Raw genomic sequence first — 23,509 nt, 5'->3', positions numbered from 1 at the left:
AGTGTTTCCGCATGTCTATAGGTCACACGTTGCTCGGTCTTCTGGAATCCGGTCCGCGTCATGGGTACGACCTCAAGCGCGCCTTCGACGAGCGGTTCGGCCAGGACCGCCCCCTGCACTACGGGCAGGTGTACGCGACGATGTCGCGGCTGCTCAAGAACGGCCTGGTCGAGGTCGAGGGCATCGAGCAGGGCGGCGGCCCGGACCGCAAGCGCTACGCGATCACCGACGCCGGCGTGACGGACGTGGCGCGCTGGCTGGGGCAGCCGGAGAAGCCCGAGCCGTACCTCCAGTCGACCCTGTACACGAAGGTCGTCCTCGCCCTGATGACCGGCCGGGACGCGGGCCGCCTGCTGGACGCGCAGCGCTCGGAGCACCTGCGGCTGATGCGCGGGCTCACCGAGCGCAAGCGCGGCGGCGACCTCGCCGACCAGCTGATCTGCGACCACGCCCTGTTCCACCTGGAGGCGGACCTGCGGTGGCTGGAGCTGACCGCGGCCCGGCTGGACCAGCTGGCGACGGCGGTGCACGCGTGATCCCCGCCGGCTCCCTGCTGACCGCCACCGGCCTGCGCAAGTCCTACGGCCCCAACACCGCCCTGGACGGCGCCAACTTCTCCCTCCACGCCGGCGAGGTCGTCGCCGTCATGGGCCCCTCGGGCTCGGGCAAGTCGACGCTCCTGCACTGCCTGGCCGGCATCGTGCCGCCCGACGAGGGCACCGTGACCTACGAGGGCCGGGACCTGGCCACGCTCTCGGACGCCGAGCGCAGCGCGCTGCGCCGCACCCGCTTCGGGTTCGTCTTCCAGTTCGGGCAGCTCGTCCCGGAGCTGACCTGTCTGGAGAACACGGCCCTGCCGCTGCGCCTGACCGGCGTGCGGCGCAAGGAGGCGGAGGCGCGGGCCCTGGTCTGCCTGGAGCGGCTGGAGGTGGCCGACGTGCGCCACCACCGGCCGGGCCAGATATCCGGCGGTCAGGGCCAGCGCGTGGCCGTGGCGCGGGCGCTGGTGACCGAACCCCGGGTGATCTTCGCGGACGAGCCGACCGGCGCCCTGGACTCCCTCAACGGCGAGCGCGTCATGCAGCTGCTGACGGAGACGGCGCGCGCCGGCAACACCGCCGTCGTGCTGGTCACCCACGAGGCGCGGGTGGCGGCGTACTCCGACCGCGAGGTCATCGTCCGCGACGGCCTGGTGCGCGACATGGCCGGAACGGGCGCCCTGTGAACCAGCCCCGCACCGGGACCGACACCCCCGCCGGCCCCCGGGGCATGGCCGCGTGGGCCCGCGACCTCGCCATGGGCGTCCGCTTCACCGTCACCGGCGGCCGCGAGGCGTGGTTCCGCACCGCGCTGACCGCCCTCGGCGTCGGACTCGGCGTCGCCCTGCTGATGATCGCGGCGTCGGTGCCGCAGATGATGGCCCAGCGCCAGCACCGGGAGGCCGCCCGCGCCCCGCACGTCGCCGAGGAGGGCGACGAGCCGGTCGGCCGCGGCCCCGGCACCCTGATCCTCCAGCGGGCCGACACCGACTTCCACGACAAGCCCGTCGCCGGCGTCCTCCTGCGGCCGGAGGGGCCGAAGGCCCCCGTGCCGCCCGGTCTGCGGGAGATCCCCGCCCCCGGAGAGATGGTGGTCTCCCCCGCGCTCGGCAGGCTCCTGGCGTCCGCCGACGGCGCGGTGCTGCGCGAGCGCTTTCCCCACCGCATCGTCGGCACCATCGGCTCGTCCGGCCTCATCGGCCCCAGCGAGCTCTCCTACTACGCCGGCGACGACCGCATCACCCTCGACGGCCCCCACGGCCCCGGCATCCACGACACCCCGGCCCGCGTCGACGCGTTCGGGACCGCGGAGGAGAAGGAACCGATCAGTCCGGTGCTCCTGGTGCTGGCCATCATGACCTGCGTCGTCCTGCTCCTGCCGGTCGCCGTCTTCATGGCCACCGCCGTCCGCTTCGGCGGCGAGCGCCGCGACCGGCGGCTCGCCGCGCTGCGGCTGGTCGGCGCCGACGCCCGCACGACCCGGCGGATCGCGGCGGGCGAGGCACTGGCCGGAGCCGTCCTCGGACTGGGCGCCGGAGTCACGCTCTTCCTCCTGCTGCGGGAGTTCGCCGCGGACGTCACCATCCGGGACTCCAGCGTCTTCCCCTCCGACATGGTCCCCCGTCCCGCCCTCGTCGCGCTGATCGCCGTCACCGTGCCGGCCATGGCCGTCGTGGTGACGCTGTTCGCGCTGCGCGGCGTGACCATCGAGCCGCTGGGCGTCATGCGCGACACCGGGCCCCGGCGCCGCCGCCTGTGGTGGCGGCTGCTGTTCCCCGTCGCGGGCGTGGCGCTGCTGTTCCCGCTCTTCGGCCGGGCGTCCATGGACCCGTGGGGCGATCCGCTCAACACCTCCCAGGTCGCCGGCGGCGCGGTCCTGCTGCTGGTCGGCATCACGCTGCTGCTGCCCTGGGTGCTCCAGGTCCTGGTGGACCGCCTGCGGGGCGGCGCGCCCGCCTGGCAGCTGGCCTACCGCCGCCTCCAGCTCGGCAGCGGCCCCGCCGCCCGCGCGGTCAGCGGCGTCACCGTGGCGGTGGCCGGGGCGATCGCCGTGCAGATGCTCTTCGCGGGCGTACGGGGCGGCTACGAGCTGCCGGGTGACGAGGCGAGCCACTCGTCCATGTCGGGCGTCTTCCGGGCGGCTTCGGCCGCCGAGACCCACGACTACGCCGAGCGCTTCCGCGCCACGCGCGGCGTCGTGAACGCCGCGGTCGTCGTCGAGGAGTACGCGACCAGGGACGGCCGAGCGGACAGGACCACCGCGATCTCCGTCGGCGACTGCGCGGAACTGCGCCGGATCGCGCGGCTCGACTCCTGCCGGGACGGCGACGTCTTCGTCGCCGACTCCCCGGGCGGCATTCGCGAAAGCGATCACTTCCCGCCCGGCTCGAAGCTGACGATGAGCGAGTACCTCGACCCCGGGAGCACCCGGGAACCCCGCACGTACCGGTGGACCGTCCCGGACTCCGCGCGGATCGTGCGGACGCTGCCCGGCCCGGGCGAGGAGTTTCGCGGCGGCGTCCTGGCCACCCCGTCCGCCATCGACACGGCGGCCATGCCCACGGCCAGCACCCGGGTGCGGGTCCAGGCCCGGCCGGACGACCCCGACGCGCTCGAACGGATCCGCAACACCGCGGCCGCCATCGACCCCGCCCTGCGGGTGTGGCGCGACGGCGGCGTGGTGAAGGACGCCAACTACGCCATGATCGAACGGGGGTTGCTCATCGGCACGGTGGGCACCCTCGGCCTCATCGGCGCGGGCATCCTGGTCTCCACGCTGGAGCAACTGCGCGAGCGCAGGCGGACGTTGTCCGCCCTCGCCGCCTTCGGCACGCCCCGCTCCACCCTGGGCTGGTCGGTGCTGTGGCAGACGGCGATCCCCGTGGTCCTGGGGATGGTCCTCGCCACGGGAGGCGGGATCAGCCTCGGCTGGGTGATGCTCCAGGTGGTCGACGGCACGGTGCGGGACTGGTTCGCCTTCCTGCCCGTGACCGGTGCGGGCGCCGGGGTGATCGCCCTGGTCACCCTCGCCAGCCTGCCGCCGCTGTGGCGGATGACCCGGCCGGACGGGCTGCGCACCGAGTAGGGACGGCCGGGCGGGGGCGCCGCGCACCCGGCGGCGCCCCCGCCCGGTGTGCGGCGCCTCCTCAGCCCTCCTCGACGATCCGCACCGGAAGGCGGCTCAGCTCTCCCCTGAGCGCGGCCGCGAACTCCTCGAACTCGCCCTGCCGCGCCGCCCCCGACCGCATGGCCAGGGCGACCCTGCGCGAGGGGGCGGGGTCGGCGAAGTACCCGGTGGCGAGGCGGTCGCTGCGGCCGGTCTCGACGCGCAGAGCCGTACGCGGCAGCAAAGTGACCCCGAGGCCGCCGCCCACCAGCTGGACCAGGGTCGACAGGCCCGCCGCGCTGGTCGTCATCGGGGCGCCCGTCGCGCGCCCGACCTCGTGGCAGACCTCCAGCGCCTGGTCGCGCAGGCAGTGCCCCTCGTCCAGGAGCAGCAGGTCGAGGTCGCGCAGGGCCTCGCGCGGGATGTCGCCGCGGCCGGCGAGCCAGTGGTCGCTCGGGGTGACCAGGACGAAGTCCTCGTCGAACAGCGGCAGTTCGCTCACGCCGGGCGCGCCGAGCGGCACGGCGAGCAGCAGCAGGTCGAGCCGGCCCTGGGAGAGGCCGTCCAGCAGCGAGGCGGTCTGCTCCTCGTGGACCTGGAGGTCGAGGTCCGGATAGGAGTCGTGGACCAGGCGCAGGACGACGGGCAGCAGATAGGGCGCGACGGTGGGGATCACCCCCAGGCGCAGGACGCCGGTGAAGGGCGCGCGGGCCGCGTCGGCCTCCTCCATGAAGTCGCCGACGGCGTCGAGGACCGTGCGGGCCCGGACGGCCAGCCGCTCCCCGGCGGGCGAGAGCAGGACTTTTCTCGTCGTACGCTCGAGGAGCTGGATGCCGAGCGACTCCTCCAGCGTGGAGACGGCCCCCGAGAGCGCCGGCTGGCTCATGCCGATGGCCGTGGCCGCGTCGCGGAAGTGCAGGTGCTCGGCGACGGCGGCGAACGCGCGGAGCTGCGCGAGGCTGGGCTGACGGGGCCGCGCCGGCGGGACCTTCGCGGGGGCCGGCCAGGGGGCCGGACCGCGGTCCGCACCGTGCTGCTGCCCCTTGGATATGGGCGAGGACACCACTGATAACCACCTCCGATCAACATCACCCAGTCTAGCTATTTCCGCTATCAATGCCTCCTATGGCACTGTGGTTGTCGTCCAACCCGCAGGAAACCCCATGAACAGGGCTTTCCTCCATTGCAAGGAGAGCGCGTGCTCACTGTCGGTGACAAGTTCCCCGAGTTCGACCTGACCGCCTGTGTGGACCTCGACGCGGACAAGGCCTTCGCGCAGATCGACAACAAGACCTACGAGGGCAAGTGGAAGGTCGTCTTCTTCTGGCCCAAGGACTTCACCTTCGTGTGCCCGACCGAGATCGCGGCCTTCGGCAAGCTGAACGACGAGTTCGCCGACCGTGACGCCCAGATCCTCGGTGTCTCCGGCGACTCCGAGTTCGTGCACCACGCCTGGCGCAAGGACCACGCCGACCTGCGCGACCTGCCCTTCCCGATGCTGGCCGACGCCAAGCACGAGCTGATGCAGGCCTGCGGCGTCGAGGGCGAGGACGGCTACGCCCAGCGCGCCGTCTTCATCGTGGACCCGAACAACGAGATCCAGTTCGTCATGGTGACCGCCGGCTCCGTGGGCCGTAACCCCAAGGAGGTCCTGCGGGTCCTCGACGCCCTGCAGACGGACGAGCTGTGCCCCTGCAACTGGTCCAAGGGCGAGGAGACCCTCGACGCGGTCAAGCTCCTCGCGGGCGAGTGAGCTGATCTCCCATGGCGCTCGATGAGCTGAAGTCCGCCATACCGGACTACGCCAAGGACCTGAAGCTGAACCTCGGCTCGGTCATCGGCAACTCCGACCTCCCCCAGCAGCAGCTGTGGGGCACGGTCCTCGCCTGCGCGATCGCGACCCGTTCGCCGATCGTCCTGCGCGAGCTGGAGCCCGAGGCCAAGGCGAACCTCTCCCCCGAGGCGTACACCGCCGCGAAGGCCGCCGCCGCCATCATGGCGATGAACAACGTCTACTACCGCACCCGGCACCTGCTGTCGGACCCGGAGTACGGCAACCTGCGCGCGGGCCTGCGGATGAACGTCATCGGCAACCCCGGCGTGGAGAAGGTCGACTTCGAGCTGTGGTCCCTGGCCGTCTCCGCCATCAACGGCTGCGGCATGTGCCTCGACTCGCACGAGCAGGTGCTGCGCAAGGCCGGCGTGGAGCGCGAGACGATCCAGGAAGCCTTCAAGATCGCCTCGGTCCTCCAGGCCGTCGGTGCCACCCTGGACGCCGAAAGCGTCCTGAACGGCTGACCCGGCGCACCGCCAGGAACGAGACGAAGGGCCCCGACCTCGCGGTCGGGGCCCTTCGTCGTGCACCGGGGCTCCCTTCGGGGGAGCGCCCCCGCTCAGCGGGCGGGGATCACGGGGAGGACGGCGGGGGCGGCGGGGGCGACGCCACCGCGGCCGCCTCCCCGGGGGAGACGTCCAGGCGGGCCCGCGCCGCGTTCTCCTTCGCGTAGGCCCGCAGGTATCCGACGACCGTGTTGGTCACCGCCACCAGCGGCACGGCCACGACCGCGCCGCCGATGCCCGCGACCATCGAGCCCGCCGCGACCGACAGCACCACGGCCAGGGGATGGACCCGCACGGCGCGCCCGAGGATGAACGGCTGGAGGACGTGGCCCTCGATCTGCTGCACGGCCAGGACGACCACCAGCACCATGGCCGCCGTGAAGACGTCCCGGGTGACGAGCGCGACGACCACCGCCAGCGCACCGGAGACGACGGCGCCGACCAGCGGGATGAAGGCGAAGAGGAAGATGAAGACGGCCAGGGGCACGGCCATCGGCACGTCGAGGAAGAAGATGCCGACGCCGATGCAGATGGCGTCGATGAGAGCCACTATCACCGTGCCGCGCACATAGGCCGTCAGCGTGGTCCACGCGCGCGGGCCGGCGCCCGCCACGCCCTCGCGGGCGGCGGCCGGCACCAGCTTGAGGATCCAGCTCCAGATCCTGGGGCCGTCGTAGAGCAGGAAGAGCGTGCTGAACATCGCCAGCAGGATGCCGGTGAGCACCTCGAGGATCACCTGGACGCCCTCGGTGGCGGCGGAGGTGAGGTCCTTGGTGTTGCCGATGGCCTTGCTGAGGTTGTCGGCGATGTTGTTGATCTGGTCCTGGGTGACGTGGAACGGGCTGTCGAGCAGCCACTGCTTGAGGTCGGTGATGCCGTGCTGGACGTTGGCCGACAGCCCGTCGAGGTTCTCGGTGACCTGCCAGACCACGAACCAGCCGACCAGCCCCATGATGATGAAGCCGGACACGAAGGTCATGGCCGTGGCGACGCCGCGCGGCACGCCGTGGCGCTTGAGCCAGGCGACGGTCGGCTGGAGCAGTGCGGTGATCAGCAGGCCGGCGACGAAGGCGAGCACCACCAGGCGCACGGCGCTGATCACCCGCATCAGCACCCACAGCGTCCCGGCCAGCACCAGCAGCCGCCAGCCCACCTCGGCGGCGACCCGCACGCCCCAGGGCACGGCGGCGACCGGATCAGGCCGCATGGCCATGACAGGCGACGCGACGTGGCCGTGCCCGGGCGGGTCGCCCGGACCGGGTTCGTAGGCGGGTACGGGCGCGGCGGCCGGCTCGGGAGCGCGGTCCGGGGCCGTGGCACGGGCGGCCTCCGCCTCGGGCGCGGCCGCGGTGTCGTGCTCCGCGGCCGCCTTGCGGGCGTCGAGCCGTTCGGCGAGCCGTATGAGACCCGAGCCGACGCCACCGACCCATCGTGGCAATCTGGACATTCCTCTTCCTCTACCCCACTCCCCCGTGGCCGTCCGTGCTGACGTTACCTGCCCCCGGACGCCACGAAGCCCCCGGCCGGTCGGCCGGGGGCTTCGCAGGGGTACGAGTGATGTGGCGCGGCTAGCCGGAACGGCCTAGTACCACTGGTTGGCCTGCCAGAACGACCAGGCGCCACAAGGGCTGCCGTAGCGCTCGTTCATGTAGCTGAGGCCCCACTTGATCTGGGTGGCCGGGTTCGTCCGCCAGTCGGCGCCCGCGGACGCCATCTTGGTGCCGGGCAGCGCCTGGACGAGGCCGTACGCGCCGGAGGAGGCGTTGGTGGCCGTGTAGTCCCAGGTGCTCTCGTTGTTCACGATGTTGCTGAAGCACTGGAACTGGTCGCCGGGGACCATCTGCCGGGCCATGGCCTGGACCTCGGAGACGGAGTACGAGCCCTTGACCGCGAAGGAGGAGGCGTCACGCGTGGCCGAGCGGCTCGCGATCTCTTCCTTCTCGCGCTCCTTGGCCTTCGCCTCGGCTTCCTTCTTCTTGGCCTCGGCCTCCGCGGCTTCCTTCTTCGCGGTGGCGTCCTCGGCGGCCTGCTTGCGCGCCGATTCCTCGACGTCCTTCTTTGCAGCGGCGTCGGCGGCGTCCGCCTGCGTGTCCGCCTGCTGCTGCAGAGAGGCCGTCTGGGCCTGGACGTTGTGTCCGCCGGGTATGTCGGCGAGGAGCGTCGTGCCCGCGGCGGTGGCCTCGACCCGGTCGGTCGTGCCCTGGTCGTGGCCCGCGGCGACACCGACGACGGCGCCTACGGTGGTGACCGCGGTGGCGGACGCCACGGCGAATCCCCGGACCGAAATCCGGCTCACACGGTTTCCTTCCAGCATCGCCCGCATGGGTGACCTCGCGGGCGCGATCGTGCCCCTGGCGCTGGCCTCCAATAGCACCGGACCCACGAGGACGCGGGTGACCGGCTGGTCACGGGAGGCACTGACCCGGTGGGCCCTCCGCGGGGGAGGTCCGCATGATGCTCGGGCGGCATACGGCGACGCTGTTCAGTTGTCGCGTGTTCCGCATCTGCCCCCGGAGGGGTTCAAGTGCCGTATGCGGGGCCTGACAGGACCCAGACTTTGCCTGAACGGCACGCTCCGAGGCAATTCTTGGTTACGTGGGAAAGCTCACACGCCGTTTATGCCTGCGGCTTCGTGGAAACGCCTGCGGCGAACGACGGCGCGCGGCTAGGCTCCTCGGCCCGCCGCGCGCTGCAGTCGCGCATCCCCTCAGATACGGCCGTCCTCCAGCATTTCGGTCACCAGCGCCGCGATCGGCGAACGCTCCGAACGCGTCAGCGTCACGTGGGAGAACAGCGGGTGGCCCTTCAGCCGCTCGACGACGGCCACCACCCCGTCGTAGCGCCCCACGCGGAGGTTGTCGCGCTGGGCCACGTCGTGGGTGAGGACGACCCGCGAGTTGGCGCCGATCCTCGACAGCACCGTCAGAAGGACGTTGCGTTCCAGGGACTGCGCCTCGTCGACGATGACGAACGCGTCATGGAGCGAGCGGCCGCGGATGTGGGTCAGCGGCAGGACCTCCAGCATGCCCCGGCCCACGACCTCCTCGATGACCTCGGCGGTCGTCACCGCGGACAGCGTGTCGAAGACGGCCTGGGCCCACGGGCTCATCTTCTCCGCCTCGCTGCCCGGCAGATAGCCCAACTCCTGCCCGCCCACCGCGTACAGCGGGCGGAACACCATCACCTTGCGGTGCTGCTGCCGCTCCAGCACGGCCTCTAGCCCCGCGCACAACGCCAGCGCCGACTTGCCCGTACCGGCCCGGCCGCCCATCGAGACGATCCCGACCTCGGGATCGAGCAGCAGGTCCAGCGCGACGCGCTGCTCGGCGCTGCGGCCGTGGATGCCGAAGGCCTCCCGGTCGCCCCGCACCAGCCGCACGGAGCCGTCGGCGGCCACCCGCCCCAGCGCCTTGCCGCGCTCGGACTGGAGCACCAGACCGGTGTGCACGGGCAGTTCGGCGGCCTCCGGAACGTACACGCGCTCGGTCGTGAAGAGTTCGTCCACCTGCCCGGCGGTGACCGTCAGCTCCGCCATCCCCGTCCAGCCCGAGTCGGTGATGGCCAGCTCGGCGCGGTACTCCTCGGCCAGCAGACCGACGGCCGACGCCTTGATGCGCAGCGGCAGGTCCTTGGAGACGACCGTGACGTCGTAGCCCTCGGCCTGGAGGTTGCGGGCGACCGCGAGGATGCGGGAGTCGTTGTCACCGAGACGGAAGCCGGCCGGCAGTATGCCCGGATCCGAGTGGTTCAGCTCGACCCTGAGCGTGCCCCCCAGCTCACCGATCGGAATCGGTGCGTCCAGCCGGCCGTACTGCACGCGGTACTCATCGAGCAGGCGCAGTGCCTTACGGGCGAAATACCCCAGCTCGGGGTGGTGCCGCTTGGCCTCCAACTCCGTGACCACCACGACGGGGAGCACGACCTCGTGCTCCTCGAAGCGGGACATGGCTCCTGGGTCGGCCAGCAGGACGCTGGTGTCGAGGACATAGGTGCGCCGGTCGCCGTCACGGCGCTTCTTGCTGGTCACCACGGGTGGACGAACCCCCTCAGGGAGAGGTAAGGGCGCGACGGAGTCGCGGGGAATGGGCCGGGTGAACGCCCTCCCAGGGCGGCCGGTCGTCCGGCCCGCCGCGTCGGCCGTGCGGGCGCTGCCGCCCGCTCGGTCCGCACGGTCGTCGTCCTGGTGCAAAGGGCCTCCCGGGCGGACGGCCCCATGCCGTCCGCTGGCAGAGCGACGGTCTCGGTACGGACCGTCGGCCTGGAGGGGATATTCCCGCTGGACCGCGAGACCATGCAACGGCATATGCGACGAGCAGTCGAACGATCGGTCCGTCAGCGGCCGTAGCGTGCCCGGGGCATCCGGCCCTCACGGCCGGGGCCGCGACGTGTGCACGAGGCGCGGCGGGGAAACCACCGGGACCGGCCCTGACCGGCCCCGACCCGCCGCAGACGCTGCCTCAGCTGCCGTAGCGGCGGTGCCGGGCGGCGTAGTCGCGCAGGGCCCGCAGGAAGTCGACCTTGCGGAAGGCGGGCCAGAAGACCTCGCAGAAGTAGTACTCGGAGTGCGCGCTCTGCCAGAGCATGAAGCCGGACAGCCGCTGCTCACCGCTGGTGCGGATGATGAGGTCGGGGTCGGGCTGGCCCCGCGTGTACAGGTGCTTGGTGATGGCGTCGACGTCGACGGTCTCGGCCAGTTCCTCGTGCGAGGTGCCGTTCTCCGCGGCCTCCAGGACCAGGGACCGCACGGCGTCGGCGATCTCCTGCCGGCCGCCGTAGCCGACGGCGACGTTGACCAGTATTCCGTCGATACCGTCCGTGTCCTGCTCGGCTTCTTTCAGCACCGACTGGGTCTGGGCCGGAAGCAGATCGAGCGTGCCCACGTGGTGAACGCGCCAGCGGCCGTCCGCGGCCAGGCCCCGCACCGTGTTCTCGATGATGCCGAGCAGCGGGTTCAGCTCGACGGCCGGCCGGTCGAGGTTGTCCGTCGAGAGCATCCAGAGCGTGACGACCTCGACGTCGGTCTCGGCGCACCAGCCGAGCAGCTCCGAGATCTTGTCCGCACCGGCCTGGTGACCCTGCTCGGGCGTCCGGCCGTCGGCCCGCGCCCAGCGGCGGTTGCCGTCCAGGATGACGCCGATGTGCTTGGGCACCTGGGCATGGTCGAGTCGGCCTTCCACCCGGCGTGCGTAGAGCCTGTACACCAGGTCGCGCAACTTCACTCTTCCTGCCCCTCCATGCCATGGCGTCGCCCCGAGGGCGCCACACTACTGCCAGCGTGTCGCGAGCACCCAACTAGGCCTGTCACAGGACCGTGATAGTCAGATGGACATGACCGATCCCTCGCTGTACCGCGCGGCCGGAACACGCTACGACTCCATGGAGTACCGGCGTACGGGCCGCAGCGGGCTCAAGCTGCCCGCCATCTCTCTGGGACTGTGGCACAACTTCGGCGACGACCGCACCCTCGACTCGCAGCGCGCCATCCTGCGGCGCGCCTTCGACCTGGGCGTCACCCACTTCGACCTGGCCAACAACTACGGCCCCCCGCCCGGCTCCGCCGAGCTGAACTTCGGCAAGCTGTTCGCCCAGGATTTCCGTCCGTACCGGGATGAGCTGGTCCTTTCCACCAAGGCCGGCTATCTGATGCACCCCGGCCCGTACGGCGAGTGGGGCTCGCGCAAGTACCTGCTGTCGTCGCTCGACGCCTCGTTGCGCCGGATGGGTGTCGACTACGTCGACATCTTCTATTCGCACCGCTTCGACCCGCACACGCCGCTGGAGGAGACGATGGGCGCCCTGGCATCCGCCGTCCAGCAGGGCAAGGCGCTGTACGCGGGTGTCTCCTCCTACAGCGCGGAACAGACGCGGGAGGCCGCCCGGCTGCTGCGGGAGATGGGCGTGCCCGCCCTCATCCACCAGCCGTCCTACTCCATGATCAACCGCTGGACGGAGGACGACGCCCTGCTCGACGCGCTGGAGGAGGAGGGCATGGGCTGCATCGCCTTCGCTCCGCTGGCACAGGGGATGCTCACCGACAAGTACCTCGACGGCGTCCCGGAGGGCTCGCGCGCCTCGCGGGGGACGTCGCTGGACCCGGCGCTGCTGACCGGGGAGGTCGTGGAGCGGCTGCGGGGGCTGAACGAGATCGCGCGGCGGCGCGGCCAGTCCCTGGCCCAGCTGGCCCTGACCTGGGTGCTGCGCGACGAGCGGATGACCTCGGCCCTGATCGGGGCGTCCAGCGTGGCCCAGCTGGAGGCGAACGTCGGCGCGCTCGGCGCCCCGGCGCTCACGAAGGACGAGCTGGCCGAGATCGACGCGCTGGCGGTGAGCACCGAGGGCGTGAACATCTGGGCGCGCCGGGGCGAGGCGTAGCGGGGTGCATGAAGGGGCCGGGTAGGGGGCTGCGGCGCGGCGGGGGGGCCGCGCCGTGCCCGGCCGTGCGATTGACGCTGTGATTCGCGGGCCGAATCGCGCTCTGAATCGCCACCGATTCACGCTTCGAATCGCGCGGCCGATCGATTTTCGTGATCGATTCGAGATCCACGCCCGTAACCCACACGTGTTGGCACGGAGAGTAATCAGGGAGAAAGAAAAACGGGCCGGTCCGTGGGGGGGATACGGACCGGCCCGAGGGGGGGTTTCCACCATAACCGGTCCGGGGCCGTACTTCGCGCACCGACGGGGGTGACAATGCGTGGCGCGCCGGCCAGGAGCCCCCTACGTGATCTTGAACAGGACGGCGGCCGGGCCCGCTTCGGGCCCCACGGGGCCCTTCAGTACTGGGCCTACAGCGTAGAACTGCCGTGCCACGGCGGCGGGTTCCAGCCATCATGAACCTCGTCGAAATTTTCTTCCGTCCGTCCTCCGAGAAGGTTCACCGAAGACGCCCCGCCTTGACGGGGCCACTCTCGCCACCCACATCACATTTACGTAACCGGCTTCACGTGCGTGTCGCGGACGGCCGCGCTCTGCACTTTCAGCAGTCATGTGTGCGCGGTGCGTAAGTGGCGGCCCTCATCGCGGCCCGTACGAATGATCTTTTGGGGGCACCCCAATTATTTCGCCCGGCCCGTATGGGGGTGGAAGGGGTTACCGGGATGGACGGGACAGCCGGTGCGACTGAGGTCCCTTCGTCGGCGTGTCGTACATCGGCGTGTCGTGCGGGTGCCGCGCGCCGGCTGCCGGGCGAGGTCGAGGATCAGGGGGATCAGGGGGATCAGGGTGGCGAGGCCGGCCACGGCCGGAGGTGGCGTCCAGCCGGAACGGAGCCCTTGGGCCGAACGTGCCCGCAGTCAGCCCGCCGACCGACGAACCGATGACATCGAGGCCACGGTCAGGAAGGGCCGGCCGACGGCCGTGGCCCCCACCCCCGGTCACCCCCCGGACCTGGCGCCGGCCAGCAGCCCCAGCCAGGCTCCCGCGATCATGAAGGGCCCCAGGGGCATGGCCGTGCCCCGGCCCGCCCGGCGGGTGGCCAGGAGCGCCAAGCCGTAGGCAGACCCCAGCAGCAGGCCGGCGAAGGCCCCCAGGAACACGACCGGCCACCCGTACCACCCCAGCGCGCACCCCAGCCCCGCCGCGAGCTTCACGTCCCCGAACCCCATGCCGGCGGGATGCAGCAGGAACAGCGCGAAGTACCCGCCGCCCATCGCCAGCCCGCCCAGCAACGCGCCGGGCCAGGACCCCTCCGCGCCCGGTATCAGCGCCGCCACCCCCAGCAGCCCGGCCAGCCCCGCCGCCAGGGGCAGCGTCAGCACGTCCGGCAACCGACGCACCGACCAGTCCACCGCGGCCAGCACCACGGCCGACGGCACGGCACCCAGCCACACCGCCAGCTCGGGCCGCCCGCCCACCGCCGCCGCGAGCGCCCCGCACACCAGTGCCGTGACGGCCGCGGGCCCCAGCGCCCCGGGCCCGTACCGCCCCCGGCAGGCGCGGCAGCGGGCCGCACCCACCCAGCCCGTGACCGCGTGCCCGCAGGGGCCCGCCGATCGCCACGCCTCCCCCGGCTCCACGGCCAGCCGGTACCGCGCACGCGGCACCAGCGCACCGGCCGCGGCGCCGTACACCACAGCAACCACGATCAACAGCGAGTGCATGCAACGAGGTTACGGACAATCGCCGACTTCCGTCGGCCCCTGTGGATAACCTGGTCCGCATGCCCCGCCACCAGCGCTTTCGCGATGGGAACACCCAACTCCGCGTGCCCGGCGGCACGGTGGTCCCCCTGGAGGTCGCCGCCTCCTTCCGCTCCCGCACCCGCGGACTGCTCGGCCGTGACGGGCTCGACGGCGCCCTCCTCCTCACCCCGGCGGGCAGCGTGCACACCTGGCGGATGCGGTTCACGATCGATGTCGCCTACCTGACACGCGACTTGACGGTCCTGTCCGTACGGACCATGCCCCCGGGCCGCCTGGGCGTCCCGCGCCTGCGGGCCCGGCACGTGCTGGAGGCGGAGGCGGGGGCGATGGAGCGGTGGGGGCTGCGCCGGGGGGTACGGCTGGAGGTCCTGCCCCCACGCCCCGGGGCACCCGGCGCCGGCCTGCGGCCCGGCGATGTCAGTGGGGGCGCTTAGCCTGCGCGGATGACCGACAAGACCGGCGCCGACCGCCGTTTTCCCCCCGCGCTCGCCGATGCGGCCCGCACCTCCTTCTCCTACGGCGAGGACGGCGTGGGCATCGACTTCGAGCCGTACGACGCCTTCGACTCCGCGGAGGAGACCACCGGCTGGCTACGGCAGTGGACCGGCAACCCGGCGGTCGACGGCGACGCCTACCGGGTCTTCGGGCAGGACGGTGCCGGCGGTCTCGTCGCCCTCTGGTGCGCTCGGCCGGGGCGGCCGCTCACCGAGCAGCCCGTGGTCTACATCGGCTCGGAGGGCGAATGCGGCGTGGTGGCCGGCGACCTGTCCGGGTTCCTGTGGGTGCTGGCCGACGGCTTCGGTCCGATGGCGGCCGCTCTGTACGGGGCCGGCGAGGCCGACGAGGCACACGAGACGGGTCCGGGCGCGGCCCCGGCCGAGCTCGCCGCGCGGCACGCGACCACTCCGCGCCGGCCCGCCCGGGAGATCGTCGCCGAGGCCCAGGCCGAGTTCCCGGCGTTCGCCGAGGGCCTCTGCGCGCTCTGCCGCTGAGCCGGTCGCGCCGCAGGGCCCGTGCCGACCCCTCGGACACCCCCTAGCCCTGCCGGCGGCGCGCGAGCAGGGTCCAGACGCCGAGGCCCAGCAGGAGCGCGGTGCCGGTGCCGATGCCGGCGTAGCCGATGAGCCGCAGGCGTTGCCGGTGCGTGCCGCGGGACGTCGCCGCGACCGGCTCCACGCCACCTGCGGCGCGGCCCGCGCCAGGCTCCTGCTCGGACCTGCGGGCGGCCGCCGTGGCGATCTTGAGCGTGACGGGCACGGCCGTCTGCCGGACCTTCGGGTTCACGCTGACCTGGAGGTAGTACCAGCCCGCGAGCCGCATGCCCCTCGCCGCCTCCCCGCCTCCCGCGCCGCCGCCGTACGCGGCCGGCGGTGTGGCCAGGGAGACCGTCGCCGGGCGGCCCTGGTATCCGCCCGTCTTGTTCAGCACGTGGCCGCGTGCCTCGTTGCTGAGACCCACTCGTACGCCGCTGACGACGAACGGGACCGCGCCGCCCCGCTCGGCACCGAACTCGGCGTCGGCGAAGAGTTGTTCGCCCGCCTCGACGGCCACGCGGTAGAAGCGCGTCTCTCCGGGGCGCAGCTCGTCCTTCCACGCCCCGGGCCGCAGCTCGGCCGCGTCGTTGAAGCCGGTGCCTCCGGCCACGCTCTCGCCGTCCCCCGGGGGCGGCCCGGACGGGGCCCGCGTGCTCCAGCCACCGGGGCCGGCCGGCTCCTCCGTCTCGTTCTTCCTCGGCGGCTCGGCCACGTACCGCAGCTCCAGCGGAACGGCCGAATCGTCGCCGCCCTTGGCGTCGCCCCGCTCCACGACGAACCGGTAGGCGCCCGCAGAACGGCACGGGGCGCCCGGCTTCACCACGCGTTCCGCGTAGTCGGCGAGGGGGTAGGCGCCGCCGGCCGACAGGAACGACCGGTGGTGCCCGGCCCCGCACTGCGTGCCGTCCGCCGCCTGCAACGACACCTCGATCCCGTCCCGCACGCCCATCGTGCCGCCGGGCTTCGGGGCGGCGACGGCGGAGACGTACGCGCTGGAGGCGGCGTCGAGTTCGACGGTGTAGTACTTCCTCTCGCCGGGCTTGAGGCTGTCCGTGTACGTGCCCGTGCCGGCCCTGATCAGGGGGCCGTCCGAGCTGGTCGCCGCCCCCCGCACCGCCGTGGCACCGGCCGCCACGCGGTACGCGGCCGGCCCTTCCGCCCGTGTGGCGGCCGCCCCGGCCGGCGGCACCCCCACGAGCACACCTAACGCCGTCACCCCGACGAGCCCGCCCCTCATGCCCCGCCTCCCTCACCCGTCCCTGCGCTCCCTGCCAGCCCGGGTGAGGCCCATCCTGCCGTGTGGCGGGTGGGGACGCGACCGGTCGGAAGGGTGCGAGTGGAGGGCGAAGGCCGTTGGCGTCAGGGCGCGTTGCGGCGATCACTGGGACGGGGGATCTCCGCCTTGCACAGGATGTCCTCCGGGGCCAGGCGCGGCAGCCCACCGCGGCCCGGCGCGCCGTGCGTCCTTCTTCGTGCGGTGAGCGCGACGAGGACCGCGGACACGATGCCACTGAGGCCGGTGGTGATGGAGCCGACGATGGCGACCAGGTCTGCTCTCACTGCTTCTCCAACTCGTTGAGGAAAGTGCTGGACCCCGTGGTCACGAGGGTGATGGCAAAGAAGACGAGCGACATCTCGCCGAGGAACTGATGGTCGAGTTCCTTTCCGTCCTGAGTGGCCGCGCCGATGTCGGCGTAGAGAATGCAGGTCAGCAGGCAGATCGCGATATTGGTGAAGGCGAGCACCAGCTGGAGGGGCCGGAAGCGTTCCTTCTGCCTCATCAGGGCGTCACCGACGGCGGTGGCCGTCAGCCCGGTCGAGACGATGTAGAGGTCTCCGTGGCTGATCAGCTCGAAGAAGGGCCGGTTCTGTTTTCTGGTCAGGTCGACGAGGACTCCGGCGCCGATGGGCATGACGGCCAGCAGCACGCTGAAGAACAACCAGTGCAGGAGCCGCTCCCAGGCGTCATTGCGGCGCTCGGCCCTCGCCGACGCGCCTTCGGCACCCGCGGGCGCGGCGGACGGCTCGCCTCCCTGCGCGGCGGCGTCCGCTGCGGCGTCGACGGGGCCGGCTGCCGGGCCGCCGGCACCGGGAGGTCCGGTCGCCTCTCCGGAGGAATGGGCCGTCGGACTGCTCATTCCGCTCCCTTACGTCGGCACCGTCGGTGTATTCAACCGCCCATACCTATCGCAGAGTCATGGGAGGCGGGGAGATTTGGCGAAACTTACGGAACGGTGTTTTCGACCGACGAACGCGTGTTCAGATGCGTGCTTATGGAGAGTCAATGACGAGTCATATGATGCGAATTCCTCGCCGACAACGCCGGGTTCACCAGCGCACGCCCCATGCGACCCCACGCGAGGAGTCTGCCCACGCGCTGTGAAGCCGACGCCACTCCGCCCGCACCCTCCACCCGTCCACGGCCACGCCCACCGCTCCCGCCGTCCCGGCCGGCGCCTGGCGGCGAGTCCTCGGCTTCCCCCGTCAGCCGGGCAACGGGCCGAGCCGCGCGGCGACCCGCTCGCGAAGGAGTACGTACTCCTCGTGACGGCGGGGCAGCGGACCCGCCGGACGCTTCACGACGCGCGCCCCCGTGACGCGCTGGCCCCGCCGGAACTGCTCCCGTGTCAGGTCGACGTCGACCCCGCTCGGCAGCCGGTTCCACCAGTGGAAACCGTGCTGTTCACCGTCGAGGTACACCTCGCCGACCAGGAGGTCGCCGCCGAATATGTCGTTCACGACGAGCGCGGTGACGTCGCAGTGCCCCCACGCGGGATTGCCGGATCCCCAGGGCTCGCGCGCGGCGTCGTCGGGCGAACAGGTGTCGGCGGCCCACGCGCCGCGCAGGGCGTCGGTGATGTCGCCCAAGGTCCATGGCACGGTCATGCGGCACAGCCTGCCAGCCACCACTGACAACGGACCCGCGCCGCCGGCGGGAGCGCGGAACCGCGGGCCACGGGCTGCCGCGGGCCCAAGGACACCGTGGGTCAGGACGTGGCCGACGGGCCGGTGCGGACGACGGCTTGGTCGCCCCGCGGGCCGAACAAGTGGAGGATCTCCACCGCGTTCTTGTCGGCGGGGCCGAACCAGTGCGGTTCACCGGTGTCGAACTCCGCCACCTCGCCCGGACGGAGGGTGAACTCGCGTTCCCCGAGGATGAGACGGAGTTCGCCGGCGAGCACGTACAGCCACTCGTAGCCGGCGTGGGTCACGAGCTTCGGCTCACGGTACGCGAGCACCTGTTTGAAGACCTGGACCCGGCCCGGGTACTGCGTCAGCGGCACGAGGACGTTGCCGCGCTCCCTGCGGTGGGGTTTGAGGTGGACGCGCGGGTCACCGGTGGCCGGAGCGGCCACGAGCTGGTCCAGCGCGACGCGGTGCGTGCGCGCGAGCGGGATGAGCAGGTCGAGCGTAGGGCGCCGTTTACCCGACTCCAGACGTGACAGCGTGCTCACGGAGATCCCGGTGTCCTCCGCGAGCGCCTCAAGCGTGAGGCCGCGGTCGCGTCGCAGCGCCCGCAGCCGCGGCCCGATGCCGGCGAGCGTCTCCGCGAGTCCGGTGTCCGCGGGTTCCTTGGCGTCCATGGGAACTATTTTGCGGTCTTCGCAAATTCGCTGGGCCGTCGCCGTCACCCGGTCCGAGCATGGGCGCCCAGACGACCCCGGACAGAAGGTGCGCCCGTGACCACGACAACCTTGGCCGACCCACCCGTACTGAGTGCGCGACGGCGCTGGACGGTGCTGGCCGTCTGTGCGCTGAGCATGTTCCTGGTCGGCCTGGACACCACCATCGTCAACGTGGGCCTGCCCGAGATCGGACGCGGCCTGGACGTGGGCACCCGCGGCCTGGAATGGGTCGTCGACGCCTACACGGTGGTCCTGGCCAGCCTCCTGACCGCCTCCGGCGCGCTCGCGGACCGCTTCGGACGGCGGCGGGTGTTCCGGTGCGGGCTGGTCGTCTTCGGCGTCGCGTCCCTCGCGTGCGCCCTCGCCCCGTCGCTCGGCTTCCTCGTCGCGGCACGCGCCGCGCAGGGCGTCGGAGCGTCCATGCTGAGCCCCGTGGCCCTGGCGATCGTGGTGAACGCGATGCCCGACCCGCGGGAACGGGCCCGGGCCATCGGCGTGTGGGCGTCGGTCTTCGGGCTCAGCATGGCGGCGGGCCCGGTCACCGGCGGGGCGCTCATCGCGGCGTTCGGCTGGCGGTCGGTGTTCTGGGTCAACGCGCCCGTCATCGTCGCCGCCCTCCTCCTGGTCGCGGTGTTCGTGCCCGAGTCCCATGGGCAGCGCGCCCGGCGGCTCGACCTTCCCGGCCAGGCGCTCCTCACGCTGGCCCTGTGCGTCTCCGTCGGCGTCCTCATCGAAGGCCCCCGCATCGGCTGGGCCTCGCCCCCGGCGCTCACCGGCTACGCCGTGATCGGGGCGGCGACGGCCGGGTTCGCCCGGGTCGAACTGCGCCGGAGCGAACCCCTGATGGACCTCGGGCTGTTCCGGCGGCCGCTCTTCACCACGTCGACGCTGGGGGCCGTCGCGGTGTTCGTCGCGCTGAACGTGACGCTCCTGCTCAACACGTTCTACCTCCAGCACGCCCGCGGCTGGACGGCGTTCGAGACGGGCACGGCGACGCTGCCGATGGCCCTCGGGGCGACCCTGTGCGCGCCGTGGTCCGGCAGCCTGGTGGGGCGCCTCGGACCGCGCCGCCCGCTCGTCCTGGCGGGCGGGTTCACCGCCGCCGGCGGCCTCTGCATGGTCACCGTCGGCCAGGGCACCAGCGTCCTGCTGCTCCTGCTGGCCTACCTGCTCATCGGCATCGGGTTCGGCTTCGCCAACGCGCCGATCACCAACACCGCGGTCGGCGGCCTGCCGCCGTCCCGCGCCGGCGTGGCCGGGGCCATCACTTCCACCGCGCGCCAGGTCGGCTCGGCGGTCGGCATCGCCGTCGCGGGGGGCCTGGTCGCGGACGTCGGCCCCGCCGGCCTCGCCCACGCGTCCCGCCCCGGCTGGCTGCTCGTGACGGCCTGCGGACTGTTCCTCTTCGTCGTGGCACGAGCCGCCCGGGCGGCGACCCCACCGGCCCGGAAGGCGGCATGAGGCACATGGCCTCGCAGCACTGGACCGCCCTCACCCCCCGCGCGGGAAGCTGACCTCGACCCGGCGGTTCTTCCGCCGGCCGTCCTCCGTCGCGTTGTCGGCGAGCGGGTACTGCTCCCCGTAGCCGCGGATCTGGTACGTGATGGCGGACGAGCCCAGGTCCCTGGCCAGCTCGCGCTGCACCGCGTCCGCACGCTCCTTCGACAGGGCCAGGCCGTGTTCCGCCGAGCCGAGGTTGTCGGTGAAGCCGAAGACCCGCAGCGTGGTCGCGTGCTGCCTGCGGACCTCGTCGGCGATGGCGCGGATGCGGGCCGTGGCCGTGGGGCTCAGGCCCGCGCTGTCCTTGCCGAAGATGACCTCGGCCTGGAGGGCGAAGGTGACGTCCACGTTGGTGTCCTCACGGCGCTCGTCGCCGTCACCGGACTCGATGACGGACTTGATGTCGAGGACCCGCCCCGGTGCCAGCTTCGCGCCCGAGCGGAGCTTGAGGCCCGGGGCCGAGCTGTCGATCCGTACCGGCGGGGTGGTGTCAGCCGCCCTGCCCGGCCCGCTGTCGGCGGGGGCGGGGGCGAGGGCCGTGACGGCCGCGACGACGACCACGGCGGTGGTCAGCACCGGCATGGGACCTCACCCCGAAATCTTGATGCGGACGGACGGCATGGTCGGCAGCTGGAAGTCGACGTCCCGGACGCCGTCCGGCGGCGCCGGGAACTGGGCGAAGAGGGCGCGGCTCTCGCCCGGGCGGATGTTGACCAGGCCCGTGGTGCACAGGCACTCGCCGTCCGTGTCCCGCAGGACCAGGTATCTCTTCTTGCCGGCCGCGTCGATGAGGGAGGCCCCGGACACCGACGACTGGGACTTCATCTCCGTCTCCTTGGACCGCCATGTCAGCGGCGTGTACGGCTTGGTGCCCCGGTTGGCGACCGCTCCGCTGACGGTGACGAAGCCGCCCTTGTCCCGGACCGCCGCCCTGAGGGTGACGACGATGCCGTCCGGGCCCTCGATCTCCCCGATCGTGGCGCCGGGGCGGGGCCCGCCGGCGTCGTCGGAGGTGTCCGTCTTCCCTCCCGTCGACGCCGCGGGAGTCTTCGCCGAGTCCAGGTCCAGTTTCTTCTTGCCCCCGTCGTCTTCGCCTCCGCAACCGGCGACGGCGAGGGTTGTCACGACGACGAGCGCTGCTGCGGCCACCGTTCGAGGGCTCATGGGCGCGTACATCCTTTGCTGATCAGTCCGCGATGGTCAGTCCGCGAGGTGCACGGTGAACAGGTCCGTGGCTTTCACGACGGCGCCGGCGCGCTGGAGGTCGATGACCAGCGGCCCGTCATCGCAGGTCAGGGTCACCGGCTGGGCCGGCTGCGGAGCGGGGGTCCCCGTGGGCGCCGGCGAGGGCTGCCGGGTGGGGGCGGCGGTGGGCGTGGGGGCCGGGGCCGGCTGCGGCCCCGCCGTGCAGCGCGGGGCCACCTCCGCCGTGGCCGTCGCCTTCGCGTGCCGCGTCTCCGTGCCCGGCACGACGGACCGGCCCACCGGCCGCGCCGAGGTGACCGTCACCGTGAACGAGCCGGGCGCCTCGCCGGGATCGCAGCGGATGTCCGGCCGGGCGTCGTTCAGGCCCGCGTACGCCGCGGCCGCCCGGCAGGCCGGGCCCGTCTGCGCGCCCGTGCCCGCCAGCCAGCCGGCCCAGTCGCCGCCGGCGCCGAGGGCCGCGAGGAAGCCCGCGCGCAGCTGTTCCCGGTAGTCCTGGGCGGCCGCCAGCGCGGCGGCGTCCGCGGCGGTCTGGGCGCCGTTCTTGACGGCGCCCGCCCGGCCGACGACGAAGAAGGCCAGCGCGAGGAGGAGCAGGGCCGCGACGGCGGTGACGTACAGCGGGAACGCCTGCCCCGCGTCGCGGGCGGGCCCGGCGACCGGCCGGCCGGCCGCACCGCCGTCCGCCGCCGCGCTCAACCCGTGATCTGCTGGATCTTGTTGGTGATGGCCGTCGCGATCATCGTGCCGAAGTCCGTCGTCGTCAGCACCAGGATGATCGCGACCACCACCGCGATGATGCCCAGGTACTCGACCGAGGTCTGCCCCCGGTCGTCCACCGGCGAGCGGTCCCGCGAGCGTGCCCACAAGCGCTTCGGCATCATGATCCCCTTCATGGGAGGCGGCCCGGCCGGAGCGGCCCGGCACACGAGTCACTGGACGAGTCTGGTCCCGACTCCGGGTCCGACGCCATTCCCTTCCCCCATAAGGCAGTTGGGACACCACGTTTCACCCCCGATCGGCCACGCCCCCGGTACTCGACTGTCCCATATCGCATTGCGGTCGCGAAGGCTCTTCACGGACTTCGCCGGCTCCCCCCGGCCGCCCGCCCCGCCGCTCACCGGTCCGCCGTGAGCGACCCGAAGTCCATCCCCGAGCCCAGGAAGAACCCCGCGATCAGCAGGATCATCGTCCCCGGCACCATGAACGTCGTGATCACCACCGTGGCCTTGGGCACCGCCCTGGCCGCCCGCCGCCGGGCGAGCTGGGCGTCCGTGCGGCGCATGTCCGTGGCGATCTCGATGAGGGTGTCGACGATCGGCGTGCCCAGCTCCTCCCCCTGCTGCAGGGCGGTGACGAACTGGGCCACCTGCTCCGAGTCGTTGCGCTTGCGCAGCTCGTCGAAGGCCTGACGGCGGCTGACGCCCATGTCCATCTGCCGCAGCGTGATGCGCAGTTCGTCGGACCACGGGCCCTCGTACCGCTCCGCCACCCGGTCCAGTGCCTGCCGGAACCCCAGCCCGGCGCTGACGACCACGGCCAGGACGTCCAGGAAGTCCGGCAGCGTGCGCTCGATCGCGTCGCGGCGCTCGCGCACCGCCGCCCAGATACCGACCTCGATCCAGAACAGCCCGAAGGCCACCAGCACGACGGCGAGGACCAGTTGGCCCTTGAGGAGCATCACCAGCGCGCCGCCGAACCCCAGCGCCCCGTAGACGGCCCGCCGGGCGGCGTAGCGGTCGACGGTCAGCCCGCCGGGGTTGCCCGCCCGGTCGATCCTGCGCCGCACCCTCGCCACGCGCTTGTCGCCCATCATGCGCAGCACGAGGGGCGCGTAGCGCATGCCCAGCCGGTCCACGGCCGAGCCGACGGCGGTCGTGCGGGTCGAGCCGACCTCCAGGGCCAGCGCCAGGTCGGGCGGCAGCCTGGCCTCGCTGCGGCACAGCGCGACGCCGTAGCAGAGGCCCACCACGGACGCCCCCGCCAGCAGGGCGAGCAGCAAAGCGAGCATCACGGTTCC

The 23,509-nt window shown here is 72.5% G+C and carries 25 protein-coding genes; 9 read left to right on the top strand and 16 right to left on the bottom strand.

Annotated features, from left to right (window positions below):
- The first annotated feature begins 11 nt into the window (after window positions 1-11).
- From CYQ11_RS19475 to CYQ11_RS19465, 3 genes are read left to right on the top strand one after another with little or no spacing between them, the layout of a single operon-like run.
- Window positions 12-536 (top strand): PadR family transcriptional regulator, encoded by a 525-nt coding sequence (locus CYQ11_RS19475; protein WP_099201469.1) that lies wholly within the window; start codon window positions 12-14, stop codon window positions 534-536.
- Window positions 533-1,225, top strand: a complete 693-nt coding sequence (locus CYQ11_RS19470) for an ABC transporter ATP-binding protein (RefSeq protein ID WP_099201470.1) — start codon at window positions 533-535, stop codon at window positions 1,223-1,225. The genes CYQ11_RS19475 and CYQ11_RS19470 overlap by 4 nt, the downstream gene beginning before the upstream one ends.
- Window positions 1,222-3,624, top strand: coding sequence for an FtsX-like permease family protein (locus tag CYQ11_RS19465; protein WP_338105712.1), 2,403 nt, complete (start codon window positions 1,222-1,224; stop codon window positions 3,622-3,624). Before CYQ11_RS19470 ends, CYQ11_RS19465 begins: the two co-directional genes overlap by 4 nt.
- 61 nt (window positions 3,625-3,685) lie before the next feature.
- Here CYQ11_RS19465 and CYQ11_RS19460 read toward each other — a convergent pair whose 3' ends face one another.
- Window positions 3,686-4,708, bottom strand: a complete 1,023-nt coding sequence (locus CYQ11_RS19460; protein WP_240003589.1) for a hydrogen peroxide-inducible genes activator — start codon at window positions 4,706-4,708, stop codon at window positions 3,686-3,688.
- A gap of 135 nt (window positions 4,709-4,843) precedes the next feature.
- On the opposite strand from CYQ11_RS19460, the gene CYQ11_RS19455 reads away from it, so the two are divergent.
- Both CYQ11_RS19455 and CYQ11_RS19450 read left to right on the top strand, forming a co-directional pair.
- Window positions 4,844-5,398, top strand: coding sequence for a peroxiredoxin (locus CYQ11_RS19455; protein ID WP_099201471.1), 555 nt, complete (start codon window positions 4,844-4,846; stop codon window positions 5,396-5,398).
- 11 nt (window positions 5,399-5,409) lie between these two features.
- Entirely contained in the window at window positions 5,410-5,943 is a 534-nt protein-coding gene (locus CYQ11_RS19450; protein ID WP_099201472.1) for an alkyl hydroperoxide reductase, read from the top strand.
- A 109-nt stretch (window positions 5,944-6,052) separates the two neighbouring features.
- Here the strand turns inward: CYQ11_RS19450 and CYQ11_RS19445 are convergent, their stop codons facing one another.
- From CYQ11_RS19445 to CYQ11_RS19430, 4 genes are all read right to left on the bottom strand, one after another.
- Window positions 6,053-7,432 carry an AI-2E family transporter gene (locus CYQ11_RS19445; RefSeq protein ID WP_099201473.1) on the bottom strand — a complete coding sequence of 460 codons (1,380 nt, stop codon included), beginning with the start codon at window positions 7,430-7,432 and terminating at the stop codon, window positions 6,053-6,055.
- Between the two features lie 135 nt (window positions 7,433-7,567).
- Window positions 7,568-8,281 carry an aggregation-promoting factor C-terminal-like domain-containing protein gene (locus tag CYQ11_RS19440; protein WP_420894527.1) on the bottom strand — a complete coding sequence of 238 codons (714 nt, stop codon included), beginning with the start codon at window positions 8,279-8,281 and terminating at the stop codon, window positions 7,568-7,570.
- Between the two features lie 411 nt (window positions 8,282-8,692).
- Window positions 8,693-10,015 (bottom strand): RNA 5'-3' helicase PhoH2, encoded by a 1,323-nt coding sequence (locus tag CYQ11_RS19435; protein ID WP_099201475.1) that lies wholly within the window; start codon window positions 10,013-10,015, stop codon window positions 8,693-8,695.
- Between the two features lie 427 nt (window positions 10,016-10,442).
- Window positions 10,443-11,204: an isoprenyl transferase gene (locus tag CYQ11_RS19430; protein ID WP_099197789.1), complete on the bottom strand. Its 762-nt coding sequence runs from the start codon at window positions 11,202-11,204 to the stop codon at window positions 10,443-10,445.
- A 109-nt stretch (window positions 11,205-11,313) separates the two neighbouring features.
- Here CYQ11_RS19430 and mgrA point away from each other — a divergent pair, with 109 nt between their 5' ends.
- A complete protein-coding gene (gene mgrA, locus CYQ11_RS19425) occupies window positions 11,314-12,357 on the top strand; it encodes an L-glyceraldehyde 3-phosphate reductase (protein ID WP_181143708.1) in 1,044 nt (347 codons plus the stop codon).
- A 1,001-nt stretch (window positions 12,358-13,358) separates the two neighbouring features.
- Here the strand turns inward: mgrA and CYQ11_RS19420 are convergent.
- Window positions 13,359-14,084 (bottom strand): prepilin peptidase, encoded by a 726-nt coding sequence (locus tag CYQ11_RS19420; protein ID WP_099201477.1) that lies wholly within the window; start codon window positions 14,082-14,084, stop codon window positions 13,359-13,361.
- A 59-nt stretch (window positions 14,085-14,143) separates the two neighbouring features.
- Here CYQ11_RS19420 and CYQ11_RS19415 point away from each other — a divergent pair, with 59 nt between their 5' ends.
- Both CYQ11_RS19415 and CYQ11_RS19410 read left to right on the top strand, forming a co-directional pair.
- Window positions 14,144-14,560 (top strand): DUF192 domain-containing protein, encoded by a 417-nt coding sequence (locus tag CYQ11_RS19415; RefSeq protein ID WP_099201683.1) that lies wholly within the window; start codon window positions 14,144-14,146, stop codon window positions 14,558-14,560.
- Window positions 14,561-14,569: 9 nt separating this feature from the next.
- Window positions 14,570-15,118: an SMI1/KNR4 family protein gene (locus CYQ11_RS19410; RefSeq protein WP_099201478.1), complete on the top strand. Its 549-nt coding sequence runs from the start codon at window positions 14,570-14,572 to the stop codon at window positions 15,116-15,118.
- Window positions 15,119-15,161: 43 nt separating this feature from the next.
- Here the strand turns inward: CYQ11_RS19410 and CYQ11_RS19405 are convergent, their stop codons facing one another.
- The 5 genes from CYQ11_RS19405 to CYQ11_RS19385 all read right to left on the bottom strand — a co-directional run bounded on the left by CYQ11_RS19405 (window position 15,162) and on the right by CYQ11_RS19385 (window position 18,744).
- Window positions 15,162-16,397 carry a hypothetical protein gene (locus tag CYQ11_RS19405; RefSeq protein WP_146104707.1) on the bottom strand — a complete coding sequence of 412 codons (1,236 nt, stop codon included), beginning with the start codon at window positions 16,395-16,397 and terminating at the stop codon, window positions 15,162-15,164.
- Between the two features lie 122 nt (window positions 16,398-16,519).
- Window positions 16,520-16,720 (bottom strand): hypothetical protein, encoded by a 201-nt coding sequence (locus tag CYQ11_RS19400; RefSeq protein WP_099201480.1) that lies wholly within the window; start codon window positions 16,718-16,720, stop codon window positions 16,520-16,522.
- Complete coding sequence (locus CYQ11_RS19395) at window positions 16,717-17,298, bottom strand: hypothetical protein (protein WP_099201481.1); 582 nt, start codon at window positions 17,296-17,298, stop codon at window positions 16,717-16,719. Before CYQ11_RS19395 ends, CYQ11_RS19400 begins: the two co-directional genes overlap by 4 nt.
- 346 nt (window positions 17,299-17,644) lie before the next feature.
- A complete protein-coding gene (locus CYQ11_RS19390) occupies window positions 17,645-18,046 on the bottom strand; it encodes a YunG family protein (RefSeq protein ID WP_099201482.1) in 402 nt (133 codons plus the stop codon).
- A gap of 101 nt (window positions 18,047-18,147) precedes the next feature.
- Window positions 18,148-18,744 (bottom strand): helix-turn-helix transcriptional regulator, encoded by a 597-nt coding sequence (locus tag CYQ11_RS19385; RefSeq protein WP_099201483.1) that lies wholly within the window; start codon window positions 18,742-18,744, stop codon window positions 18,148-18,150.
- 96 nt (window positions 18,745-18,840) lie between these two features.
- Between CYQ11_RS19385 and CYQ11_RS19380 the strand changes: the two genes are divergently transcribed.
- Entirely contained in the window at window positions 18,841-20,247 is a 1,407-nt protein-coding gene (locus tag CYQ11_RS19380; RefSeq protein WP_099201484.1) for an MFS transporter, read from the top strand.
- 30 nt (window positions 20,248-20,277) lie between these two features.
- Here the strand turns inward: CYQ11_RS19380 and CYQ11_RS19375 are convergent, their stop codons facing one another.
- The 5 genes from CYQ11_RS19375 to CYQ11_RS19355 form a co-directional block, all read right to left on the bottom strand.
- On the bottom strand, window positions 20,278-20,868 hold the full coding sequence (locus CYQ11_RS19375; RefSeq protein WP_099201485.1) for an OmpA family protein: 591 nt from the start codon (window positions 20,866-20,868) through the stop codon (window positions 20,278-20,280).
- A gap of 6 nt (window positions 20,869-20,874) precedes the next feature.
- Window positions 20,875-21,450: a hypothetical protein gene (locus CYQ11_RS19370; protein WP_099201486.1), complete on the bottom strand. Its 576-nt coding sequence runs from the start codon at window positions 21,448-21,450 to the stop codon at window positions 20,875-20,877.
- Window positions 21,451-21,486: 36 nt separating this feature from the next.
- Complete coding sequence (locus CYQ11_RS30670) at window positions 21,487-22,188, bottom strand: pilus assembly protein TadG-related protein (RefSeq protein WP_099201487.1); 702 nt, start codon at window positions 22,186-22,188, stop codon at window positions 21,487-21,489.
- Window positions 22,185-22,370, bottom strand: coding sequence for a Flp family type IVb pilin (locus tag CYQ11_RS19360; RefSeq protein WP_099201684.1), 186 nt, complete (start codon window positions 22,368-22,370; stop codon window positions 22,185-22,187). The genes CYQ11_RS30670 and CYQ11_RS19360 overlap by 4 nt, the downstream gene beginning before the upstream one ends.
- Before the next feature lie 236 nt (window positions 22,371-22,606).
- Window positions 22,607-23,500, bottom strand: coding sequence for a DUF5936 domain-containing protein (locus CYQ11_RS19355; RefSeq protein ID WP_398779817.1), 894 nt, complete (start codon window positions 23,498-23,500; stop codon window positions 22,607-22,609).
- Window positions 23,501-23,509 lie beyond the last annotated feature (9 nt).

Origin of the sequence: Streptomyces cinnamoneus (genome assembly GCF_002939475.1) — a bacterium.
GTDB lineage: Bacteria > Actinomycetota > Actinomycetes > Streptomycetales > Streptomycetaceae > Streptomyces > Streptomyces cinnamoneus_A.
The sequence above is the reverse complement of the archived record's forward strand: the minus strand, read 5'-3'. Positions and strand labels throughout refer to the sequence as shown.